Raw genomic sequence first — 22,001 nt, forward strand, 5'->3', positions numbered from 1 at the left:
CAGCTCTTGAGTTGCGGGATTTTTTTTTGATAAATTACTTGTCTTCATTTGAGACAGAAATCATTCAGTGGCTTTGTCTATATTCATCTGCACTTTTACTAAAGAAATTTTATAGATAAGTAGCCGATGATTGAAAGTCGATACACAATTTCACCAACAGGCGACAGCGCAATCAGCATAAGCTTTGGCAACACAGTGGATGAAGTATTGAATCATAAGGTGATGCATTTGTTTCATTTCCTGCTGGAACAGAAGCCATGGTGGGTGCTTGATGTTATTCTAGCTTATGCATCGCTTACTGTTGTTTACGATCTGTCAGCAGTGAAATCATTTAATGGTAGTAGTGCTTTTTCTTTTGTTCATCATTGGCTGCAGCAGGCGGTAGAGCAAGTTGATGTAAAAGCAGATGTTGTAAAGCAAGTACTGCCAATACCTGTTTGTTATCATCCTTCTCTTGCGCCCGACCTGGAGCTGGTTGCAGCATTTGCCAAGGCTTCAATAGAAGAAGTTATCCATCTTCATACATCGCGCATATATACCGTGTATATGATTGGCTTCCTTCCTGGTTTTGCTTATATGGGAAAAGTGCATGAACAAATTGCAGCTCCACGTCTGGCTACGCCGCGTACTGCTGTGCCTGCAGGAAGTGTAGGAATAGCAGGAATGCAAACAGGCATCTACCCGCTGCCATCGCCGGGCGGATGGAATATCATAGGTCAAACGCCTCTTGTCTTGTTTAATAAAAACGGGCAGCAGCCATGTTGTTTTCAGCCGGGTGATAAGGTGCAGTTTCAAGCTATTTCAATAGAAGAATATAAAGCGTTTCAGCAGCCATGAGTGTAACAGTGGTAAAACATGGTTTGATGGATACCATGCAGGATATGGGCAGGTATGGCTACCAACATTTCGGTATCAATCCTGGTGGTGTAGTGGATCCTGTGGCTGCGGCCATTGCTAATCAACTAGTAGGCAATCCTGCACAGGCTGCGGTTATAGAAATGCATTTCCCTGCGGCATCTTTTCATTTTTCTGAAGATGCTGTAATAGCTATTTCTGGGGCTGATTTTTCTGCTGTTGCAGGTGATGAGCACGTTCCTGTACATGCTGCTTTTCCAATTGCAGCAGGTACTAGTTTGTCATTTAAAAGACCAGTGAGTGGAGCACGTTGTTACCTGGCGGTACGTGGAGGATGGAAAGCTGAGGATTGGTTGGGCAGCTATAGCACCAACCTGAAAGTAAGGGCAGGAGGTTACCAGGGAAATCCTTTACGTAAAGGAGATGAGCTAGACATTCAACCCACCACAACTCCCGGTGCAGGTTTACTCAATCTTGATCTTCGGCAGGTAAACTGTTTATATAATCCAGGTGCTATTCGTGTTGTTTGTGGAGCACAATACCATTGGCTTTTAGATATTTCAAAAAAACAATTTACCACTTCTCCTTTCACCATCTCCAGCCAAAGCGATAGGATGGGCTACCGTATGGTAGGAGAGACTTTGGAAACATCTATCCGGGAGGAATTAGTTTCATCAGCTGTAACAAGAGGAGCCATACAACTGCTGCCGTCTGGACAGTTGGTAGTGCTGATGGCGGATCATCAGACAACAGGCGGCTATCCTGTAGTGGCGCATGTTATAACAGCCGATTTTCCATCGCTGGCGCAAAAGCAGGTAAATGAAAAGGTGACATTTGAATTAGTAACAATAAAAGAAGCAGAAGAAGCTTACATGCAGCAGCACACTTTGTTGAAAAAGCTATTTGATAAATAAGATGGTGATGGAAAACTTATTAAATAAACAGCAACAGCCGGAAATTGATCTGAACTGTGATTTGGGTGAGGGCTACCCACATGATCCTGCTTTGATGCCATACATCTCATCAGCCAATATTGCCTGCACTTTTCATGCGGGTGATTATGATACGATGGTGCAGACGGTGCGGCTTGCTAAGCAACACAATGTTGCTGTTGGCGCTCATCCAGGTTTTGCAGATAAAGAGAACTTTGGCCGCAGAGAACTGCCGCTTTCACCGGAGCAGGTGTACGACCTGGTAAGCGAGCAGCTGCGCTTAATCGGGCAGGTTTGCAAAGAAGAAGATATTGTTCTGCAACATGTAAAACCACATGGAGCATTATACAACATGGCAGCACGCGATGCTCCAATTGCCGCTGCAGTTGCAGATGCTGTATTCAATCATGACAAAGATCTGGTGCTTTACGGGTTGAGCGGAAGCCAGTTAATAAAGGAAGCGAAGAAGAAAGGATTAAAGACAGCAAGTGAAGTCTTTGCCGATCGTACTTACCAGGATGATGGAACACTTACCCCACGATCTGCTGCAAATGCTCTTATACAGGATACTGCAACATCTATCAAACAGGTGCTGCAGGTGGTTCAACAGCGAAAGGTGCAATCAGTAAATGAAGTGGCCGTAGAGGTAGCTGCAGACACTATCTGCATACATGGTGATGGTGAGCATGCAGTAGAATTTGCTAAAGCTATTCATGCGGCGTTGCTAAATGAAACAATTCTCATTCAACCGCCTGCTGTAAAATAAAAAAGCAGGCACCAGTGGTACCTGCCTCTATGGATTAATGGGGAATTTTATTGTTTTACAAATCGCTGTTGCAGTACATGGTCGTCTGTTTTAGCCACCAGTATATACACTCCTGCTCCCAGTCGGCTTATATCTACCTGATGCACTCCGCTTGCTGCAACTCTCTCACTATGTATCCGCCTTCCATGCTGATCTATAATACTTACCTCGGTTTTATCTGCTGTTCGCAATCCACCTAAAGTATAGTGTAAGGTGTTCTTTACAGGATTGGATAGCAATACAAGTGAAGCTTCCGTGCTCGTGAAATTGATCCTGGCAACTGGTGAATATTCAATACGACCGTCTTTGTCTACCATCTTCAGCCGGTAGTGTAAATACGGCTGACCAAATTCTGCAGGCACATCGTCAGCTTTATAGGTAGCAGCGCTACCAGCTCCCCTTGCAGTTATTGTCGATTTAAACATCCAGCTGCCATCGCGGGTATTTTGTTGTTCTATCTCGTAATGCTTTACCTGCTGCTCCGATAACACGTTCCATACCAGTACAACCTTGTTGCGGTCTTTGTAGCCACTAAACGATTGCAGTTTTACCGGTAGAACAAGGTTTCCCAGCTGCGCTCTGATTTCTCCACCAGTGTAGGTGGTAGAGTGAACATTGGCATAAGTGAAGCCATTGATCATCGAATCTACAAGCGCCTGTGTGAACACACCACTTCCTGATATAGTACCTGATGTGCCACCTGTATTAATCAGGGTTAGAATTACTGGTCCATTTGCGCCTGTAACACCACGGTGTATGTGCGAGCCGGTGATGTTGGAGGTAAGGCCGGAATAGGTGCCTGTAACATACACTTGCCCAGTAATCCTGTCCACTATTGCTGTCACCGTACCCGTAGCTGCAGATGGATTAGCGGGTACTTCCTGTGAAGACGACAGGCCATTCCTGAAGTAATTGGTTTCGCCACTGGTGCCCGGTATCAATTGAGCCCGTATCTCTCCGCCAGGAAAACTGGTAGAGTGAACATTTACATACATTCTGCCGCTAAGCAACGAATCGCGTTGGTTTTGGGTAAGAGGACCACTTCCTGAAAGTGTTCCTGTTGTACCTCCTGTATTGGTGAGGGTTACTATCACAGGTCCATTGATGCCTGCGGAACCGAGGTGAATGTGAGAACCAGAGATAGGCGAAGAAAGATTTTGATAATCGCCCGTCAGCTCTACCTCGCCTGTTCCGTCATTGTACCGGGCGATCACAGTTCCCGTAGCTACTGAACTATTTGGCGGTACTTCGTTAGCTCCAGACAGCCTGCCGCCTAAAAATCGCTGCTGTGAAAATTGAACCAGTTGGCCCCTGATCTCGCCACCCGGAAAATTAGTAGAGTGGACGTTGATATAGGTTCGGCTTCTAACCAGCGAATCCATTGCATCAGGACTTATGGTGCCTGCAGCATGTAATGTTCCTGATGTGCCGCCGCTGTTTACCAGGGTAACAGCTACGGGACCATTTATACCAACGGAACCAATATGCAGGTGTGAGCCGCTGATGGTAGAAGAGAGATTTGAGTAGCTGCCGGTAATGTAGATCTTGTCGGTGTTCAAGTCAATTAGGGCAGAAACGCCGCCAGTAGCTGTAGAAGAATTAGGTGGTACTTCTTGTGCGCCTTGTAGCCTCGCATTGAAAAAGAACGACATGAAGTTGGTTGCCTCTACCAGCTGCGAACGTATTTCACCGCCAGGAAACGTTGTGCTGTGCACATTGGCATAAGTGTTACCAGCCAGCAGCTGTGTTTCGTCAGAAGCGGTCAGCACACCTGATCCGCTTAATGTTCCTGACGTACCACCTGTGTTAGCTAAACCTACGATAACGCCACCGTTAGTGCCTGCTGCACCAAGATGGATGTGAGAGCCGGAGATAGTACTGGTAAGGCCATTGTAGTTTCCATACACTTCCAGCATCCTGTTGTTTGTATTATATATTGCCAGCACCACACCACTGGCTGTAGAAGAATTTGGTGGAACTTCATTGGCTCCCGATAGCACGCCATAGAAGTAGCGGAATTGGCTAAAGGAGGAAATACAGAGAAAGAGGCAGATACAGAGCGTAAAGCTTTTTTTCATAACAGTCGTTTTGATGATGAATACTTGACAGTGTCCGGATAGGTAGCAACAAAACGAGTTTCAACTGCCAGTGGTTTCTCTTTCAGTTGAGGTCGTTCTTAAAGTTAATACTTAGCATCAACAACTGCAGCATCTAATATGTTCAAATAAACTGGTATATAAAACAGGAGGTAGTTGGGGCTTAGCCGGCATCAGTAGAGAAACAACTAACGACGATCTAGGTAATGGCTGGAAAGCTCACTTAAAGTAGAAGATCAGTTAAAACAAAACAGGCGCAACTCTCGTTGCGCCTGTTACTATAGGTTCATAAAGTTGTCGCTTACGCTAAACTTTCAGCACTCATGCTTTTTGAAACACGCTTCCTGTCTTCTTCGTTCAGCAATACCTTACGCATACGGATGCTTTTCGGTGTTACCTCTATACACTCATCCTGCTGGATATATTCCATACATTCTTCCAGTGTCATCAAAGTTTTAGGAGCGATACGTGTAGCGTCATCACTTCCGCTGGCACGGTGGTTGGTCAGTTTTTTACCTTCTGTAGCATTTACTACCAGGTCACCTGGCTTAATGTGCTCGGCAATTATTTGGCCTGTGTAAACTTCTTCACCTGGATCTACAAAGAATACTCCGCGATCCTGTAGTTTATCAATTGAGTAACCGGTTGTTTTTTCTGTATTCTTAGAAATCAATACGCCGTTGTTTCTTCCAGGAATATTTCCTTTCCAAGGCTTGTACTCAGCAAAACGGTGTGCCATTACAGCTTCACCTGCAGTAGCTGTCAGCATGTTTGAACGAAGACCGATCAAACCACGTGAAGGAATTTCGAACTCCAGGTGTTGCATTTCACCTTTGCTCTCCATTACCAGCATTTCACCTTTACGTTGTGTTACCAGGTCAATCACCTTTCCACTGAACTCCTGCGGTACATCTACCACCAGTATTTCGTATGGTTCGTGTTTTTTGCCATCGATGGTTTTTACAAGCACCTGTGGGTTACCTACAGTTAGCTCATAACCTTCACGACGCATGGTTTCTACCAATACACCTAAGTGAAGGATACCACGGCCATAAACAAGGAAGCTATCAGCACTGTCAGTATCTTCTACGCGAAGCGCCAGGTTCTTTTCAGTTTCCTTCATCAGGCGGTCACGCAGGTGACGTGAGGTTACAAATTTTCCTTCTTTACCAAAAAAAGGTGAGTTGTTGATGCTGAACATCATGCTCATAGTAGGCTCATCCACGCTGATGATAGGAAGCGCTTCAGGATTTTCGAAATCTGCAATGGTATCACCAATGGTGAAATCTTCTAATCCTACTACCGCGCAAATATCACCGGCCTTTACTTCCTGCACCTTACGCTTACCCAGTGATTCGAATATGTACAATTCTTTCACACGCGATTTCAGGATAGAACCATCTGCACGTACAAGGCTGAAAGGTTGACCTTCTTTTATTTCGCCACGATTTACTTTACCTACAGCTATACGGCCAAGGAAAGTAGAGTAGTCAAGAGAAGTGATCTGTAGCTGAAGATTTCCTTCAGGAACTTTAGGAGCAGGCACGTGTTCCAATATACCATCCAGTAGTGGAGTGATATCTTCACACTGCTCGTTTTTGCTGTTGAACCAGCCGTTTTTACCAGAACCGTAGAAGGTAGGGAAATCAAGCTGCTCTTCTGTTGCATCAAGGTTGAAGAAAAGTTCGAAAACTGCATCATGCACTTCATCAGGGCGGCAGTTTGGCTTATCTACTTTGTTGATGATCACGATCGGCTTCAGGTTAAGCTGCAAAGCTTTCTGAAGAACGAAACGAGTTTGAGGCATAGGACCTTCGAAAGCATCCACCAATAGGCAAACACCATCAGCCATTTTCAATACCCTTTCTACCTCACCACCAAAGTCGGCGTGGCCCGGGGTATCAATCACGTTGATCTTAACTCCTTTGTAAACTACAGAGGCATTTTTACTGAAAATGGTGATACCACGCTCTTTCTCAAGATCGTTACTATCCATTATCAATTCACCTGTTTCCTGGTTTGCACGAAACACATTGGTTTGGTGCAAAATTCTGTCAACCAATGTAGTCTTACCGTGGTCAACGTGTGCAATGATTGCGATATTCCTGATGTCCATATGTATAATTAATGCTGGAAGTAGACGGATATGAAAAACACCTAATTTATCAGCGGGTGGCAAAGGTAGGCTATTGCAACGGCTTTTCAGACCCATTAACAAAAGAGTAATCTTAATAATTACTGAAAATACTGCTGCTGTACTGGCATAATAATTTGGGCTGGTTACTTCAAAAATCACATTATTATGAGCACAGAAAATACAGATCAGAACCGTGAGGCTATAAGCACTGGCGAAAATGAAGGCAGATCATCAGTCAATCATGAAAATTCCACATCGGCTTCCTTAGAAGAAATTGGCTTGCCAGAAGATGGAAAAAATGCCGGCGCGGGTCCTGTGGATATTAATGATGGAGGCGTACCCGGCGAAGCCAAACAGCCTAAAGAACATACTGGTTATATGACGGAAATGGGAGGCGATGCTGAAACTGCAGCCACCCGTATTCCTGACGATAGTGAAGGAAACAGTAATGGACTGGAAGGCTCGAAAGAATAATTTCCTGGTGTACTTTAAGATCTCTGCCGTAGTTACGGGAGAGATCTTTTTAATGAAACCACTTTAGCTCGTGCGCCAGGTGCATTACCTGCGCTTTAGAATTTACATGTAGCCGCGCATAAATATTGGCGGTATGTTTCCTCACTGTGTTCACGCTCAGGCCCAACAGGCTGGCTATGCGTTTGGCATCCAGTCCCTGGATGGTGTGCTGTAGTATTTCTTTTTCTCTGGCAGAAAGAATGATGTCAACTTCTGATGCAGTGGTAGTAGCTGTTTGATGGAAAGGCTGTGCTTTGCTCAGCATTTCCATGGCTTTGCGTGCAATGGCCGGGCTCATAGGTACACCTCCATCTACCAATACATTCTCCACCGCATTTTTTATGGCTTCGGCTTTCTCGTGCTTTAGCAGGTAGCCTGATGCACCGGCACGTATGGCTTCGAATATCTTATCCTCATCGTCAAAAACTGTAAGAACTATAAAATGAATGGCAGGATAAAGTGCTTTAGCAATTCTGATGGTTTGTATGCCTTCCATCTGCGGCATTTCCAGGTCCATGAATACTACCTGCGGATGCAGGTGATGTGGCAAGCCTTTTAGTTGCTCCAAAAAGTCAGCTCCATCTAGTGCGGTGATAACCAACGACAGCTCAGGGTATTGGCTCACCTTGCTGATAAAGGTTTTCCGGTTGATAGCATTGTCTTCTGCAAAGGCGATAAGTGTAGGCATAGTAGGAGCGCAAAGTTTGGCCATATGCGGGCACAGGCAATAATTAATTTTAATTAATCAGGATACAAGTTCTACAGCAGTTCCTTTGGGCTGCTTACTTTTTATGATCAGCTGCCAGCCGTTAGCACTTGCACGCTTCTGCATATTTGTCATGCCGTTGCCATGGTTGGTAGCCAGGGTGGAAAAACCAACGCCATTGTCGGTAATTGCTACAGATATCTTTTCGTTGCTGGTGATACAGATCGTTATCTGGTCGCCGTTGCTGTGTTTGATGGCGTTGTGAAAAGCTTCCTGCATGATGCGCAGCATATTTAAAGCATACTCCGGCGATAGCGGTACATCATTATCTATTTCTTCAACAAATTGAACATGAAACTCAGGGTACGCATCCCGAAGACGACCCACAAAGCTTTTGAACCGATCGCTGACACTTGTGATCCTGATATTGTTTTTGTTCAGCACCCAGATAGTCTCCCGCAAACTTTGCATGATCTCATCAGCGTTGTTTTTGATGCTGTCAATCACCGAAACATCTACCTGCCCGTGCGGCAGCAGCAGTTCATCTACATTAGCGGCTATGGCCGAAGCATACGCCCCAAGATTATCATGCAGGTCTGCAGATATTCTCCTGCGTTCTTTTTCTTCAGCTATCCTTACTGCTTCTTCCGCCTTCTGTTTTTCCTGCTCTTTCACATTCTCTAGTACCAGCTTCTGCTTTTTCTTGTAGTTGTTCAGGAGTATGGCAGATATGATAACCGCAAAAAACACAATGATGAGCGTTCCATACAGCACCATGTTCTTTTGATTGATGTCAAGTTTTTGCTGAATGATGATATTCTCCTGCTTTTGCTGGTCGTATTTCAGTCGCAAGGCCGCCAGTTCTGTTTCAGAATTCACCTGGTAAACGGAGTCTTTCAATGTAATGATCCGCTCCAGCGTTTCTGCATACCTAACATGATCTCCGGCTGCTTTATAGTTCTGTGCAAGCGCATGGTGCAGGTAAGGCAGTTTAGCCAAAAGGTTATACTTACTTGCTATATCAATACCTTTTTTGCTCGTTTCTATACCTTTCGCAGGTTGGTTGTGGTTTGCATAAAAAATAGCAAGCTGGCTCAGGTCAGAAACAATGTAATAAGGATCGCCCACCTTTTCGCGTAAGGCAATGGCTTCCTGTAAAGGTGCTTCCGCCAGGTGAGCTTGTTTTTTTGCTATCAGGATGTTGGCGTAAATATTCAAGCTATTGCTCAGGAAGAACAGGTTCTCGTCTCGCCGTGCAAGATCAATGGCTTTATCTATAAATAAGGCTGCAGAGTCAAGCTTTCCCAGGTCTATGTACACGGCAGCAATGTTGGAGTAAATGTTCGCGCTCTTCTGGTGGATAGCGGGATTATTAGACGTGTGCATCGCTTTGAAAAACCATCTTAGTCCCTGCGCTGGTTGGGCCATTTCCATATAAACCCAGCCGATGCCTGTTTTGGCTATCACCTGGTTGAGTGTGTCGTTGTTTTTTTCTGCAATGGCCAACAGTTGGTAGCAATCTTCCAGCCCTTCCTTATACCTGTTGCTTTTTATATGTACCTGCGCTCTCAATGCTATCAACTTGCAAAGAGGAGCAATGCCATCCTTCATTTTCTCCAGGCGAGGAATATGCTGGTTGCATACTGCCAGGGCTGTGTCCAGCTTACCTCTTTTTACAAAGCAGTTGGCACTGTAGTAATCTGACCAGGCAGCATGTATAGGATTTTTAAGTTTGTTACTTATCGCCTTTGCTTCGCTGGCATAACTGCACAATGTATCAGTGCTGAGAGAGTAGCGCTGTTCGCCAATTGCAAATAGAAACTGTAATCGTTGCTCGTCGGTGGTTGCGGAAGCCAGTTGCTGCTTTAGGTTGTATAGTTTATTTGTTTGCCCGGTTACAAGGCATGGAAAGCATAGGAGCAACAAGCAAAGGTGTAACAGGATGCTTTTCATAGGTTGATCTGTTGTAGACAGGTAGTTCTTTTTCACTGGTTCATTTGGTCTCTACTAAAACTGCCGGCAAGCCAAAAAAATTGTAAAGCAAATATGATTGGCAGCGACCAGACGCTCAATTAAAATTTCCAGTACTACTACAAATTGATTATTGGTGATGCGCTACCAGATCGTACATCTTTGATGCTTTTTATAGAGCACCTAAGGTGGGTGGACATCTTGTATAAGCTCAGCAAGAGAATGAACAAGTGTAGGAGAAGACACAAGAATTTCACAAACATGTAAAGCATGCTGTGAGCAGAAATATTAAACAGGTGGGGGTTTGTTTAGGGGGCTGTCTCTATAGAGATGGCCTCTTTTTTAGTGACACTTGAAGTGATCAAACGGCTCTTTGCAATCATTGCATTGAAAAAGGGCTTTGCAACTTGTGCTTCCAAACTGGCTCACCAGCTTTGTATCGGTGGAGTGGCAAAGCGGGCATTCTACCTGTAATGTTTCAAGAAAAGCCTGGTCCAAGGCTTTTCCTGCAGGTGGTGCAATACCAAAAGCCTTTAGTTTCTGTTTCCCATTCTCACTCATCCAATCTGTTGTCCATGCTGGAGAAAGAATAGTATTCAGCTTTACGTTTACAAAGCCGTGCTGTAACAAGGTCATTCGAATGTTCATGGCAATCATGTCCATGGCGGGGCAGCCGCTGTAGGTAGGGGTAATATCTATCACCACATGCTCCTCGTCATTTAGCTGAACAACGGAAACATTTCTAACCACACCCAGATCCACAACAGAAAGTACAGGTACTTCAGGATCAGGTACTTCTTCAAGTATTTCCCAAAGCTGCTTTACAACTTCAGCATTAGCACTACCTGGTGAATTATTGGTTCGTCTGTTCATTATCTGCAGTTAATATTACCAGCTAGCATTAGGATATGCTCTTTGCAGGAATTGCATTTCAGCCAGTATAAAACCAAGATGCTCCGAGTGCACACCTTTTTTGCCGCCGCTCTGCAGAGCAGCTGCAGTAGGAACAGGTAGAGTGGCTTCATCGAAAACTTCTGAAACCTTTTTTTGCCATTCTTCCTTAAAAGCAGCAATGTCTACGCCTATTCCTTCTGCGGCCAGGGCTGTTTCAAATGGTGCCATTTCAAATAATTCTCCTGTGAACATCCAGGTCTCGTTGAGCGCATGAAGCATCCGGTTGTGGCTTTCTTCTGTGCCATCACCAAGTCGTATCACCCAGTCGCTGCTCCAGCGCAGGTGGTAGGTAGTTTCTTTCAATGATTTTTCTGCAATGGCTGCCAGTTGCTGGTTTTTGCTGTGCTGCAATTGGGTAAACAACAAAGACTGGTATGCGCTAAAGAAGAACTGGTGAAGGATTGTTTGGCCCCAATCGCCGTTAGGCTGTTCCACCAGCAGACAGTTCTTAAAATCCCACGCATCACGAAGAAATGCAAGATCATCTTCTGTAATTGGTCGCCCTTCAGGCATCTCCGACTTAAGCTGGTGACCGTGCTGGTTTATAAGTTCTGCAGCATACTGGTACAGGTGACGCGACTGACCAATCAGGTCGAGCGCAATATTGCTGATGGCAATATCCTGTTCAAGTACCGGTCCATGCCCTGTCCACTCGCTGTTTCTATGGCCAATTATAAGGCTGTTATCAGCGAGGTGGAGGAGGTAGGGGATCAGGTTAGCAGTGACCAGTGATTGGTGGTCAGTGATCTGTTCATTTTGCGTACTTACATTTTCCTGATAATCTAGAGAATCCATTATGCAATATTTTTCCGTAAAAAATTTATATACCCGTTTATCAGTCTTTCAATTTCGTCAACATGTTCCTTATGTGTCTTCAGCTCCTGCTCAGAAATTAAATGAAGATCGTAAGCATCAATCAAATGATTGAGGCACTCGCTGGCTGAGCCTCTCGCCTGTATGCAAAAATGAATTTGATCCTTGTATGTGAACCGTCCATGTCCTTCAGCAATGTTTGCTCCAACAGAACGGGAAGCACGAATTAGTTGATCCCCTAGCCTATACTTTTCTTCTTTTGGAAATTTATTTGCCAGGTTGTACATCTCATTTTTAAATGCCCTGGCCTTTTTCCAGACCTTTAACTGAGTGAAGCTGCCATGAACTTTTTCCATGTTCAAAAGATAATGAATGGAATTATTAGGCGCAACTGATCACTAGTCACTGATCAACTGATCAACCAATCAACTTACCACCTACATATGCTTCAGCTCATCAGGTAGCTCGTAAAAGGTTGGATGACGGTAGGCTTTATCATTTGCCGGGTCGTAAAGGCTGCCTGACTCTGAAGGGTTACTGGCGTGGATGTGTTTGCTTTCCACCACCCAGATGCTGACACCTTCCATGCGGCGGGTGTACACGTCACGGGCATTTTCAATAGCCATTTGTGCATCGGTAGCATGAAGGCTGCCTACATGTTTATGGTCGAGCCCTTGTTTGCTGCGGATAAAAACCTCCCATAGAGGCCAATCATTATTCATATGCTTGTTGGAAATAGTAGCGAACGGAGAGCCAGCAATAGAAGGTGCAAGCAATCATTAGAGGCCGGGCCGGCTCTCCTTCGCTACGATGAATATTTAAGCAGCTGCCATAGCAGCTTTAGATCTTTTTTTATTTGCATGTGCCAATGCAGCTTCGCGTACCCATGCACCATCTTCGTGTGCCTTTTTGCGTGCATCAAGACGCTGTTTGTTGCATGGACCATTACCGTTTACCACCTGCCAGAATTCATCCCAGTTGATAGGTCCAAAATCATAATGACCTCTTTCTTCATTCCACCGCAGTTCCGGGTCTGGTAACGTGCAGTTTAAAAATTTCACCTGCTCTGCGCATACATCCACAAACTTCTGGCGCAGTTCATCGTTGGTAAAACGCTTGATCTTCCAACGCATGCTCTGCTGCGTGTTCGGGCTTTCGTCATCTTTTGGTCCAAACATCATGATGCTTGGCCACCACCACCTGTCTATAGCATCCTGGCACATTTTCCGTTGCGCATCTGTTCCTTTACTAAGGGTCAAAAGAATTTCGAAACCCTGGCGCTGGTGAAAACTTTCTTCTTTACACACACGTATCATGGCACGAGAGTATGGCCCAAACGAGGTACGGCAAAGCGGCACCTGGTTCATAATGGCCGCACCGTCTACCAACCAGCCTATAGCACCTATGTCGGCCCAACTGGTAGTAGGGTAGTTGAAAATAGATGAATATTTAGCTGTTCCGTTCAGCAATTGCTCCAGCATTTCGTCGCGGCTGATGCCAAGAGTTTCGGCAGCACTGTACAGGTACAACCCGTGACCGGCTTCATCCTGGACCTTAGCAAGCAAAGTAGCTTTACGCCTGAGTGAAGGAGCACGTGTTATCCAATTTCCTTCAGGCAGCATCCCTACGATCTCGCTATGGGCATGCTGGCTTATCTGCCTGATGAGATTCTTACGATACTTCTCCGGCATCCAGTCCTTAGGCTCGATCTTTACCTCTGCATCTACCTTTTGTTGAAAAAGATTTTCTAACTCCTGAACGGACATGAGCAAGTGTGTTTAGAGCTGCTAAATTAGTGGTTTTAGAGCAAAAGCTAACAATTGTTAGTTTTTTTATCTTATTCTTTGATACCGCAGAAAGCTCTACCTTGCCTCCTGAATTGCGCCTAAAGTAGTTAGCTATGGACGATTGCTACCACGCTATAAAACATTTAATCTCTATTGGTAACGAGCAGGCATTCTCGCAGCTCTACAACAGTTTCTATGCCCGGTTGATAGCGTTTTCTAAATCTATAACGCGCAGCCAGGAGCAGGCAGAAGAGGTAGTGGAAGATGTGTTTATCAAGCTGTGGCGAAAGCGCCAGCAGCTACCAGGTGTTCAGAACCTGCAGGTATATTTATATGTGGCTACTAAAAATACTTCGCTCAACGCGGTAGCCGACAAAGCAAAGACTCTCTCTATTCAACCATTCGACGACCTTGATATTGACCTGGACCACCAGGGCATGAACCCTTACGACCTCATGATCACGCAGGAAATGCAGATGCGGATGATGCAGGCCATAGATAATCTTCCACCGCGATGCAAAATGATCTTTAAGCTGGTGAGGGAAGACGGACTGAAATATAAAGATGTAGCAGAGGTGCTGAATATTTCTGTAAATACTATTGATGCTCAAATGGCCATTGCAGTAAAACGAATTTCCGAAGCCTTGCAGGTAGCAAAACCTAAAACGACACCATCTAAAAAGCTCCAGTAAAATTTTTTCTTCTTCTTAGTAGATGTCTTTGTTTTTACTGTCCTGTGGTGGTAACACCTGGATGGACAACGAACAAAACGATATTTACCTGCTTATAGCCCGCTGCCTTAGTGGAGAGGCTACCGATATGGAAAGGCAGGCGCTGCACGAAGCCATGAGGAACGACGATCAGCTACAACAACAATACGAGCTGATGCAGCGAATGTGGGGTGCAAAAGGCCTTACAGATACCACTGCCCAGCAAACTGAACAGAAGTTAGGAAAGATCTTCCAGCAGGCAGTGATAGAAGATGTAATTGAAAAATCTGCAAGGCGAAAAGCCTTTACAAGAAAAATAAACCTGGCTGTTGCAGCTGTATTCATCCTAACGGTATGCGGCACCTGGTTCTTTCAGCAACCTAAACTCCAAAAAAACCAAACTGCTGCTGTACAAATGTTGAAAACCGAGAATGGTAGCAGGTCTAGGAACGTGTTGCCAGATGGTTCAGTAGTATGGCTAAACGGAGGTTCAACGCTCAGGATACTGCCAAAGTTCAACCAAAGCTCCCGCGAAGTAGCCATAGAAGGCGAAGGATATTTTGAGGTAGTGAAGAGTAAGAAGCCTTTCATTGTACATGTGCGCGATCTAAAACTAACTGTGCTGGGAACCGCTTTCAATGTAAAGTTTTTCCCAAGTGATAAAACCATAGAAACAACGCTGATAACCGGCAGCTTAAAAGTGACAAGAACCGGGCAAAAGGAAGTGGTACTGAAGCCAAAGGAAAAAATTGTTTTAGATGAAGAGCCGGTAGCAGCCAAAGCCAAACCCGCCCTGGAACAATATGTTCAATCATTGGAAATGAATCACCCTTCTGAAATAGTGGAAACAGCCTGGATCTTCAACAAGCTTGAGTTCAGGGGTGACAATTTTGAAACACTGGCTTCTAAAATGGAACGCTGGTACAACGTGGAGATTACTTTCCAGGATGAGCGATTGAAGAAGATGTCATTTAATGGTTCTTTCCAGGACGAAACCATAGAACAGGCTTTACAGGCATTGCAAATAGTAGCCCCATTCACTTATAAAATAGAAGACAATGAAATACTTATTGGTTCACCTAAATAACCTGCATCCGAAGTAGTGAAGCCTCTGCTGCGGATAATAACGACTAAAAATTTTGAGCACCAATTATCAATTAAAAAAACAATGAGTAGAAAACTAACGCTTACTAACAGAAGACAAAATTTGCCTTCGTTAGCCATAAGAATACTCTTCATTTTCTTGCTTGCATTCTCTTCACAGGTTTCAGCAAAAGGTTTTTCTCAAGACCGTTTAAGCATCAGCTTTAAGAATGCTGAGATCTCAAAAGTATTGGCACATATAGAAAAACAAACGACCTACAGATTCCTGTATAACGAGTCGTTGCAAGGCATAAAGCAAAAGGTAAACCTTAGCCTGCAGGATGCCGACATTAAGCAGGCGCTGGATGTAATTTTCTCCGGCACCGGCTTATCGTACCGCTTCATGGAAAACAACCTTGTTGTGATACGTGAAGAAGCAGGTACATCTGCTAACCTGCCCGATATTCCTGTAACAGGAAAAGTAACCGGCGGCAGCGGTGAGGCGGTTGCTGGTGTATCAATTACCGTAAAAGGCAGTACCCGCGGCACAAGCACTGACGCGCAGGGAAATTATTCTCTGGTAGTACCAGACAATGCTATACTGGTTGTTTCCGCCGTTGGTTTCAGTACGCAGGAGATTGAGGTAAACAACAGGCGCACTATCAACATACAGTTGGCCGGTAGCACCACGCAATTGGAGCAGGTAGTGGTAGTAGGTTATGGTACACAACGCAAAAGAGATCTTACAGGTTCTATTACCTCTATTAGTGGTAATGAAATAGCCAAGCAACCAAACGTAAACCCGGTAGCATCGCTGCAGGGTAAGGTGGCTGGTCTTACCATTGTTAACAGTGGTCGTGCAGGTGCACAGCCCACGGTACGTATAAGGGGTGTAAATAGTACGAACAACACGGATCCGCTGTACGTAGTGGATGGTGTGTTCCAGACAAATATCGACTACATAAACCCGGGCGACATTGAAAGCATGGAGGTTCTGAGAGACCCATCTTCATTGGCCATCTTCGGTCTGCAGGGAGGAAATGGTGTGATCATCATTACCACAAAACGTGCAGCGCGTGGTACAACACGTGTTAGTTTCCAAAGCACTGTAGGTGTGCAGGTAGTGCAGGATAAAATTGCGCTAACTGATGCAGAAGGTTTTAAGAGATTATATTCCGCGCAGCTGGCGAATATCAACGCGCAGCCATTCGACTTCAGAAACTATACTGCGAATACCAACTGGCAGGACCTGATCTTCCGCGACGCGATCATCAACAATAACACGATGACTATCTCAACCAGTGGTGAAAAAGGATCAACACTTGTCAGCCTTGGCTACAATGTGCAGGAAGGTGTTTTGCGTAATGACAAATACCAGCGTTTCGTGGCTCGTCTCAACCAGGAGATACGTGTAAATCAAAACATTCGTGTAGGAGGTGACCTGAATGGTACCTACTGGAAGAGAAACAATGCAGAAGCTAATATCACCAACGCTCTTTGGGCAGCACCCATTGTGCCTGTTCGCTCTCCTGATGGTTTGTATTACACGATGCCGTCATTTCAGCGTGCGCAGGTAGGCAACCCGGTTGCCCGCCTCGACAGGTTTGACGGAACTGATGTGATACACGGCGTTCGTGCAGTAGGTAGTTTGTTTGGCGAAATAAAATTCCTCAAAAACTTTACCTGGCGCTCTGCCTTCCTTACTGACTTGAGCTTCAACATCAACAGGGGCTATAACCCACTGCCTTTCCAGGTTATCAACCTTGGAGAAGGTACAGCACCTACCGATACATTCTACGACAGGAACGTACGCACCTCCGTTACACAAGGACAATCTGAGTTCAGGAAATTCCAGCAAGATCACACGCTAACGTTTGATCGCAGCTTTACAGGTGGCCACAAGATCACCGCGTTGGTTGGCTTCACAACGCTTTTCAACGGTAGCTCGAGCCTTAGTGGTACCCGTCGCGATACTGGCTTAAACGTGCCAAATGATCCTAACTTCTGGTACCTGAACATTATTAGCCCGAACAACCCGACTACTAATGCTGGTGGTGGAAATGCCGAGTCATTTATGTCGTACCTGGCGCGGGTGAATTACTCCTTTGGCAACAAGTACCTCGTGAATGCCTCTTTCAGGCGTGATGGAAGTTCAAAGTTCGCACCAACAAGTCGCTGGGGCAACTTCGGAAGTATTGGTGTGGGTTGGGTGATTAGCGAAGAATCGTTCTACAACTTCAAGGCGATCAACTTCCTGAAACTGCGTGGCGCATGGGGTACCGTAGGAGCTGCCCTCGGCTTCCCGGCCAACCTTTTCCGCCCGGGATTAACAACAGCTAACGTAGGTGTGTTTGGTGACAACGTATATGGCTCTGTTGCTCCTGCATATGTTCCCGATCCAAACCTGCGGTGGGAAAAAGTTCGCGGTGTTGATCTGGGACTGGACTTCAGGGCACTGGCAAACAGGCTGAATGGTGAACTTACATTCTACGATCGTACAACTGTAGACATATTAACGACAGTAACGCTTCCTGGAGCTGCAGGTAATTATAACTACCGCACCAACCTGGGAACGATCTCTAACCGTGGCGTGGAACTAAGCCTCGGCTGGAATGACCGCATAGGACGCGACTGGACGTATAGGCTTGGTGGTAACATCAGCTACAACAAGAACAACGTGGAATCGATCGGTAACAATATCAACTTCCAGATACTAGGTAACGCCGGTGCCAACCGTACCGTTACCGGCCAGTCGATCGGGCACTTCTTTGGCTACCAGCAAGTCGGTATTTACCAATCTGTAGCTGACCTTAATAAGCGACCAAGTTTTGTGAACTCACTTCCGGGAGACATAGCTTACCAGGATACGAATGGTGATGGCATAATAGACCAGAACGATCGTACTTACCTGGGAACTCCATTCCCGCTGTACAACTTTGGTGCAAGCTTCGGCCTGGGCTACAAAGGCTTCGACTTCCTGGTAGAAGGACAAGGTGTTGCCGGCAACAAGATCTACGCCCAGCGCCGTACAGAAACATTTGCGACTCTAAACTATGAAGTGAACCGTCTGAACGCATGGACAGTCCCTGGAACATCGAACGTTGAGCCGATAATGGACAACACCCGCGGTAACAACTTCCTGTTCAGTTCTTACTTCCTTGAGCCGGGTGATTACTTCAGGATAAGGACCCTGCAGGTTGGCTATACCTTCACGCCAACTTCGCTGCGTCGCCTGGGTATGAGCCAGCTTCGGATGTTCCTCAGTGGACAGAACATTGCAACATTTACCAAAGCTACTGGCTATACTCCAGAGGCCTCACTTGGTAATCCTGTTGCAAGTGGAGCCGACAACGGTACGTACCCTGTACCAGCCGTTTATTCATTTGGTGTAAATGTTACTTTTTAAACTACGAAACGATTAAATAATGAAATACACATTCATCAACTCGCGGAAAATGCTGGCCATAGCGGTGCTGGTTACCGTTGCAGGCCTACTGTCGGGATGTAAGAAGAACTTCCTGGATAGGGAACCGCAGGGGCAATATACCCTGGAGACTTACCCATACCCAAGCGGATCGGGACCTTACGATACCTATCTCTTCGGCGCATACTCTGAGTTGCGCGCCTACAATGTGCATAGTCAATTCTTCATTGCGGCTACCAGTATACGCAGCGACGATGCTGACAAGGGAAGTACACCAGCTGACGGAGGCGCTAACGTTATCAGCATGGACAACTTCCCGGTGCTACCAGACAACGGCTATACCAATGGCCTGTGGACCGGCTACTATACTATGGTAAACAGGTGTAACATCGCCATCGACCAGGTAAGGCACAATGCGGCCATCGAAGCAACACCAGCGGTGAAGGCTCAATCAGAAGCTGAGGCCCGCTTCCTGCGTGCTTATGCTTACTTCAACCTGGTTCGTTTCTTCGGCCGTGTACCTTTAGTAGATAGTGTATTTACTGACGCAGCATCTCAGTCGAACGTACCTCAAAGCCCGCCGGCTGTTATTTACAACTTCATTGAGAATGACCTCCAGTTTGCAGCAGCTAACCTGCCGCTTAGCTGGGATGCGCAGTTTGTTGGTCGTGCAACCAAAGGAGCGGCCAACGGCCTCCTTGCTAAAGTTTACCTGACACAACAGAAATGGGCGCAGGCAATGACTACTGCGGGTATGGTAATTAATTCTGGTGTTTATAGTCTACATCCTTCGTACGACATCCTCTTCAGGGAGCAGGGCGAAAACAGCCAGGAGTCAGTATTTGAGGTGCAGGCAACGGCTAATGCTACACAGCAAACGGCGTTTGGTGTTCAGTACGCTTCTATACAGGGTGTAAGAGGCGCTGGACAGTGGAACCTTGGATGGGGTTGGAATACGCCAAGCGAGCAACTGGCATCTGTTTACGAACCAGGTGATCCTCGCCGTGGACGTACGATCCTTTTTACCAGTACAGCAACTACACCGGGTATCACCATCTATGGAGAAACTACACCGCAAGGGTTGCCGAACCCGCGTTACAACCATAAGGTGTATACTAACCCACAGATAAGAAGCTCTGTCAATAGCCAGGCTGGCTATTGGTTCAATATACGCCTGCTACGCTACGCTGACGTGCTGCTGATGTATGCTGAAGCGGCCAACGAAGTGGGCGGAACGGCTAATACAACAGAAGCGCTGGCTAAACTGGAAATGGTAAGGGCTCGTGCACGTGCAGGTAACAATGCCATCCTGCCGCCAGTTACTACCACCAACCAGGGCCAGCTTCGCGATGCAATAAGGCACGAGAGAAGAGTAGAGTTGGCTATGGAGCATGATCGTTTCTGGGATATTGTTCGTTGGGGTATTGCACAGCAGGTACTACACGCTGCAGGCAAAACAAACTTCAACCAAAACCGTGACGTACTGCTACCAATACCACAGGTGCAGATTGACCTGAGCCGCGGTGTGCTGACACAAAATCCAGGCTATTAATATTAATCATTCTATTAAACTAGATATATGAACCTGATTAAATGTTTAAAATCATTTACCACTGTACTTGCCATTAGTATTATTGGTTTAAGTGCATGTAAAAAGGATGGCAATCCCAATAAGTTGCCAAATGCAGACAATAGGGAGTTTGCAGACAGAATAAATAATGGCGTTATTAAAGTTTTAGCCATTGGTAATAGTTTTTCTGAAAATGCTCTTGAAAGCAATTTTTATGATCTAGCAAAAGCCTCCGGAAAGAAAGTAATAGTAGGCAATTTGTTTATAGCTGGCGCGTCTTTGGATTTACATAAAAAAAATGCACTTGGACAATTATATGCCTATGAATACAGGAAAATAGATGAAACGGGTACTAAGAAAACTTACAAGCCATTTTCTATTGATGTAGCACTTTTAGATGAGCCATGGGATTATATCAGCTTTCAGCAAGCTAGTCCTGAATCCGGATTATTACCTACAGTCCAGGCTGCATTGCCAGACTTATACAATTATGTAAAAAGCAAGTCGAAAAACCCGGGTGCAAAGTACGTATATCATTCTACCTGGGCATATGCGCCAGTAACAACCAATACGGGTTTTGCAAACTATAATAACAACCAGTTAACCATGTACAATGCCATAGTTAACGTTGCGCAGAATGTAAATACGATTTCTCCCATTGACATGATTGTACCAACTGGAACTGCTATTCAAAATGCAAGGACTAGCCAATTAGGCGAAAGTTTTACTGTGGCAGATGGCTATCATTTAAATACTTTAGGAAAATACGTAGCCGCTTGTACATGGTATGAGAAAATTTTTGGCGTATCGGTTGTAGGAAATACTTACACTGGTGGACTTTCAGATTTCGAAGTAAAAGTTGCTCAAAATGCAGCACATTTCGCGGTTCTCAAGCCATTTGAAATTACATCAATGTCTAGTTTTGAAGCAGATCCGGTTCAATTAACAAAACCAGTACTTATTGATTTTGGAAATGCTACCCCTTCACCATCATGGAATCAAATGTCAGGCTTTACTGTTGGTAGTAGAATAAATTTAAAAGATAGTTTAAATGCATTCGTTGGTATTTCTATAACCGTTATTGAACGCTTTAATAACATTAATACAAACGGAGCGACTAACACCACTACACCTATGAATATGCCAAGTAATGTTTCGGCCCGTAATTTTTTCGGTAATGCGGCGGGTGTTTTTGGGGGTTTAACAACGCCACAAGGTGTTTTTGAACTTAGGGGTTTACTCCCTTCTTTAACTTACAACTTTAGCTTTTTTGGTTCAAGAGATGCTACTGATAATAGAGAAACAAAATATACTGTGGCTGGTATGAACCAAGGTTCGGGTACATTAAATCCGTCATCAAACTCAACAGCTATTGCCACAATAAATAACATTAGGCCAACTGCAGATGGCAAATTGACAATCACGGTTACTGCAGGACCTAATAATGTATCTGCTAATAAATGGTTTTATATAAATGCTGCTAAAATAACTTCTAACTAAACCGTTATTTTTTCAGGTGTAATAAGACCAATTACTAAACACTATGCCTGTTGAAGTTTTTAGAAAAAATGTCAGCAGGCATTTTTTTAGTCCAAAATATTTTATCGGCTACAATGGTATAAGTAGTAATTGCAATTAAATTATG

General features: G+C 45.1%; 18 protein-coding genes. 9 read left to right on the top strand and 9 right to left on the bottom strand.

Features of this window, described 5'->3' with window-relative positions; all coding sequences use genetic code 11:
- Positions 1–126 precede the first annotated feature (126 nt).
- Genes pxpB through J4N22_RS00545 form a run of 3 tightly spaced genes read left to right on the top strand, consistent with a single transcriptional unit; the run spans position 127 to position 2,553 of the window.
- The gene (gene pxpB, locus J4N22_RS00535; protein WP_207491602.1) at positions 127–837 is read left to right on the top strand and encodes a 5-oxoprolinase subunit PxpB; all 711 of its coding nucleotides are present in this window, start codon (positions 127–129) and stop codon (positions 835–837) included.
- Positions 834–1,769 carry a 5-oxoprolinase subunit C family protein gene (locus J4N22_RS00540; protein WP_207491604.1) on the top strand — a complete coding sequence of 312 codons (936 nt, stop codon included), beginning with the start codon at positions 834–836 and terminating at the stop codon, positions 1,767–1,769. The genes pxpB and J4N22_RS00540 overlap by 4 nt, the downstream gene beginning before the upstream one ends.
- Positions 1,770–1,776: 7 nt before the next feature.
- Complete coding sequence (locus tag J4N22_RS00545; protein WP_207491607.1) at positions 1,777–2,553, top strand: 5-oxoprolinase subunit PxpA; 777 nt, start codon at positions 1,777–1,779, stop codon at positions 2,551–2,553.
- A 47-nt stretch (positions 2,554–2,600) separates the two neighbouring features.
- On the opposite strand, the gene J4N22_RS00550 is transcribed toward J4N22_RS00545, so the two are convergent.
- A complete protein-coding gene (locus J4N22_RS00550; protein WP_207491609.1) occupies positions 2,601–4,670 on the bottom strand; it encodes a CHRD domain-containing protein in 2,070 nt (689 codons plus the stop codon).
- A gap of 319 nt (positions 4,671–4,989) precedes the next feature.
- Positions 4,990–6,804 (bottom strand): translational GTPase TypA, encoded by a 1,815-nt coding sequence (gene typA / locus J4N22_RS00555; RefSeq protein ID WP_207491612.1) that lies wholly within the window; start codon positions 6,802–6,804, stop codon positions 4,990–4,992.
- 186 nt (positions 6,805–6,990) lie between these two features.
- Between typA and J4N22_RS00560 the strand changes: the two genes are divergently transcribed.
- Positions 6,991–7,299, top strand: coding sequence for a hypothetical protein (locus J4N22_RS00560; RefSeq protein WP_207491615.1), 309 nt, complete (start codon positions 6,991–6,993; stop codon positions 7,297–7,299).
- Between the two features lie 49 nt (positions 7,300–7,348).
- On the opposite strand, the gene J4N22_RS00565 is transcribed toward J4N22_RS00560, so the two are convergent.
- The 7 genes from J4N22_RS00565 to paaA all read right to left on the bottom strand — a co-directional run bounded on the left by J4N22_RS00565 (position 7,349) and on the right by paaA (position 13,548).
- Positions 7,349–8,026 carry a response regulator transcription factor gene (locus J4N22_RS00565; protein WP_207491619.1) on the bottom strand — a complete coding sequence of 226 codons (678 nt, stop codon included), beginning with the start codon at positions 8,024–8,026 and terminating at the stop codon, positions 7,349–7,351.
- A 57-nt stretch (positions 8,027–8,083) separates the two neighbouring features.
- Positions 8,084–9,997 (bottom strand): tetratricopeptide repeat-containing sensor histidine kinase, encoded by a 1,914-nt coding sequence (locus J4N22_RS00570; RefSeq protein WP_207491622.1) that lies wholly within the window; start codon positions 9,995–9,997, stop codon positions 8,084–8,086.
- Positions 9,998–10,357: 360 nt separating this feature from the next.
- Positions 10,358–10,888, bottom strand: coding sequence for a 1,2-phenylacetyl-CoA epoxidase subunit PaaD (gene paaD / locus J4N22_RS00575; RefSeq protein WP_207491624.1), 531 nt, complete (start codon positions 10,886–10,888; stop codon positions 10,358–10,360).
- Between the two features lie 15 nt (positions 10,889–10,903).
- On the bottom strand, positions 10,904–11,764 hold the full coding sequence (gene paaC / locus J4N22_RS00580; RefSeq protein WP_207491625.1) for a 1,2-phenylacetyl-CoA epoxidase subunit PaaC: 861 nt from the start codon (positions 11,762–11,764) through the stop codon (positions 10,904–10,906).
- Positions 11,764–12,138 carry a four helix bundle protein gene (locus J4N22_RS00585; protein WP_207491627.1) on the bottom strand — a complete coding sequence of 125 codons (375 nt, stop codon included), beginning with the start codon at positions 12,136–12,138 and terminating at the stop codon, positions 11,764–11,766. Before J4N22_RS00585 ends, paaC begins: the two co-directional genes overlap by 1 nt.
- 81 nt (positions 12,139–12,219) lie before the next feature.
- A complete protein-coding gene (gene paaB / locus J4N22_RS00590) occupies positions 12,220–12,504 on the bottom strand; it encodes a 1,2-phenylacetyl-CoA epoxidase subunit PaaB (protein WP_207491629.1) in 285 nt (94 codons plus the stop codon).
- A gap of 96 nt (positions 12,505–12,600) precedes the next feature.
- A complete protein-coding gene (gene paaA / locus J4N22_RS00595; protein ID WP_207491631.1) occupies positions 12,601–13,548 on the bottom strand; it encodes a 1,2-phenylacetyl-CoA epoxidase subunit PaaA in 948 nt (315 codons plus the stop codon).
- A 134-nt stretch (positions 13,549–13,682) separates the two neighbouring features.
- On the opposite strand from paaA, the gene J4N22_RS00600 reads away from it, so the two are divergent.
- The 5 genes from J4N22_RS00600 (at position 13,683) to J4N22_RS00620 (ending at position 21,856) form a co-directional block, all read left to right on the top strand.
- Positions 13,683–14,261, top strand: a complete 579-nt coding sequence (locus J4N22_RS00600) for an RNA polymerase sigma-70 factor (RefSeq protein WP_207491632.1) — start codon at positions 13,683–13,685, stop codon at positions 14,259–14,261.
- A 22-nt stretch (positions 14,262–14,283) separates the two neighbouring features.
- Positions 14,284–15,366: a FecR family protein gene (locus J4N22_RS00605; RefSeq protein ID WP_207491634.1), complete on the top strand. Its 1,083-nt coding sequence runs from the start codon at positions 14,284–14,286 to the stop codon at positions 15,364–15,366.
- Positions 15,367–15,447: 81 nt separating this feature from the next.
- Positions 15,448–18,768 carry a TonB-dependent receptor gene (locus J4N22_RS00610; protein ID WP_242692008.1) on the top strand — a complete coding sequence of 1,107 codons (3,321 nt, stop codon included), beginning with the start codon at positions 15,448–15,450 and terminating at the stop codon, positions 18,766–18,768.
- Between the two features lie 19 nt (positions 18,769–18,787).
- Positions 18,788–20,338, top strand: a complete 1,551-nt coding sequence (locus J4N22_RS00615; RefSeq protein WP_207491636.1) for a RagB/SusD family nutrient uptake outer membrane protein — start codon at positions 18,788–18,790, stop codon at positions 20,336–20,338.
- 27 nt (positions 20,339–20,365) lie between these two features.
- Complete coding sequence (locus J4N22_RS00620) at positions 20,366–21,856, top strand: DUF4886 domain-containing protein (RefSeq protein WP_207491638.1); 1,491 nt, start codon at positions 20,366–20,368, stop codon at positions 21,854–21,856.
- Positions 21,857–22,001 lie beyond the last annotated feature (145 nt).

It is taken from the genome of Aridibaculum aurantiacum (assembly GCF_017355875.1).
GTDB lineage: Bacteria > Bacteroidota > Bacteroidia > Chitinophagales > Chitinophagaceae > Segetibacter > Segetibacter aurantiacus.

Coding starts and splice junctions, on each gene's coding strand:
- pxpB (WP_207491602.1), top strand. CDS start 127: ATGATTGAAAGTCGATACACAATTTCACCAACAGGCGACAGCGCAATC.
- J4N22_RS00540 (WP_207491604.1), top strand. CDS start 834: ATGAGTGTAACAGTGGTAAAACATGGTTTGATGGATACCATGCAGGAT.
- J4N22_RS00545 (WP_207491607.1), top strand. CDS start 1,777: ATGGAAAACTTATTAAATAAACAGCAACAGCCGGAAATTGATCTGAAC.
- J4N22_RS00550 (WP_207491609.1), bottom strand. CDS start 4,670: ATGAAAAAAAGCTTTACGCTCTGTATCTGCCTCTTTCTCTGTATTTCC.
- typA (WP_207491612.1), bottom strand. CDS start 6,804: ATGGACATCAGGAATATCGCAATCATTGCACACGTTGACCACGGTAAG.
- J4N22_RS00560 (WP_207491615.1), top strand. CDS start 6,991: ATGAGCACAGAAAATACAGATCAGAACCGTGAGGCTATAAGCACTGGC.
- J4N22_RS00565 (WP_207491619.1), bottom strand. CDS start 8,026: ATGCCTACACTTATCGCCTTTGCAGAAGACAATGCTATCAACCGGAAA.
- J4N22_RS00570 (WP_207491622.1), bottom strand. CDS start 9,997: ATGAAAAGCATCCTGTTACACCTTTGCTTGTTGCTCCTATGCTTTCCA.
- paaD (WP_207491624.1), bottom strand. CDS start 10,888: ATGAACAGACGAACCAATAATTCACCAGGTAGTGCTAATGCTGAAGTT.
- paaC (WP_207491625.1), bottom strand. CDS start 11,764: ATGGATTCTCTAGATTATCAGGAAAATGTAAGTACGCAAAATGAACAG.
- J4N22_RS00585 (WP_207491627.1), bottom strand. CDS start 12,138: ATGGAAAAAGTTCATGGCAGCTTCACTCAGTTAAAGGTCTGGAAAAAG.
- paaB (WP_207491629.1), bottom strand. CDS start 12,504: ATGAATAATGATTGGCCTCTATGGGAGGTTTTTATCCGCAGCAAACAA.
- paaA (WP_207491631.1), bottom strand. CDS start 13,548: ATGTCCGTTCAGGAGTTAGAAAATCTTTTTCAACAAAAGGTAGATGCA.
- J4N22_RS00600 (WP_207491632.1), top strand. CDS start 13,683: ATGGACGATTGCTACCACGCTATAAAACATTTAATCTCTATTGGTAAC.
- J4N22_RS00605 (WP_207491634.1), top strand. CDS start 14,284: ATGTCTTTGTTTTTACTGTCCTGTGGTGGTAACACCTGGATGGACAAC.
- J4N22_RS00610 (WP_242692008.1), top strand. CDS start 15,448: ATGAGTAGAAAACTAACGCTTACTAACAGAAGACAAAATTTGCCTTCG.
- J4N22_RS00615 (WP_207491636.1), top strand. CDS start 18,788: ATGAAATACACATTCATCAACTCGCGGAAAATGCTGGCCATAGCGGTG.
- J4N22_RS00620 (WP_207491638.1), top strand. CDS start 20,366: ATGAACCTGATTAAATGTTTAAAATCATTTACCACTGTACTTGCCATT.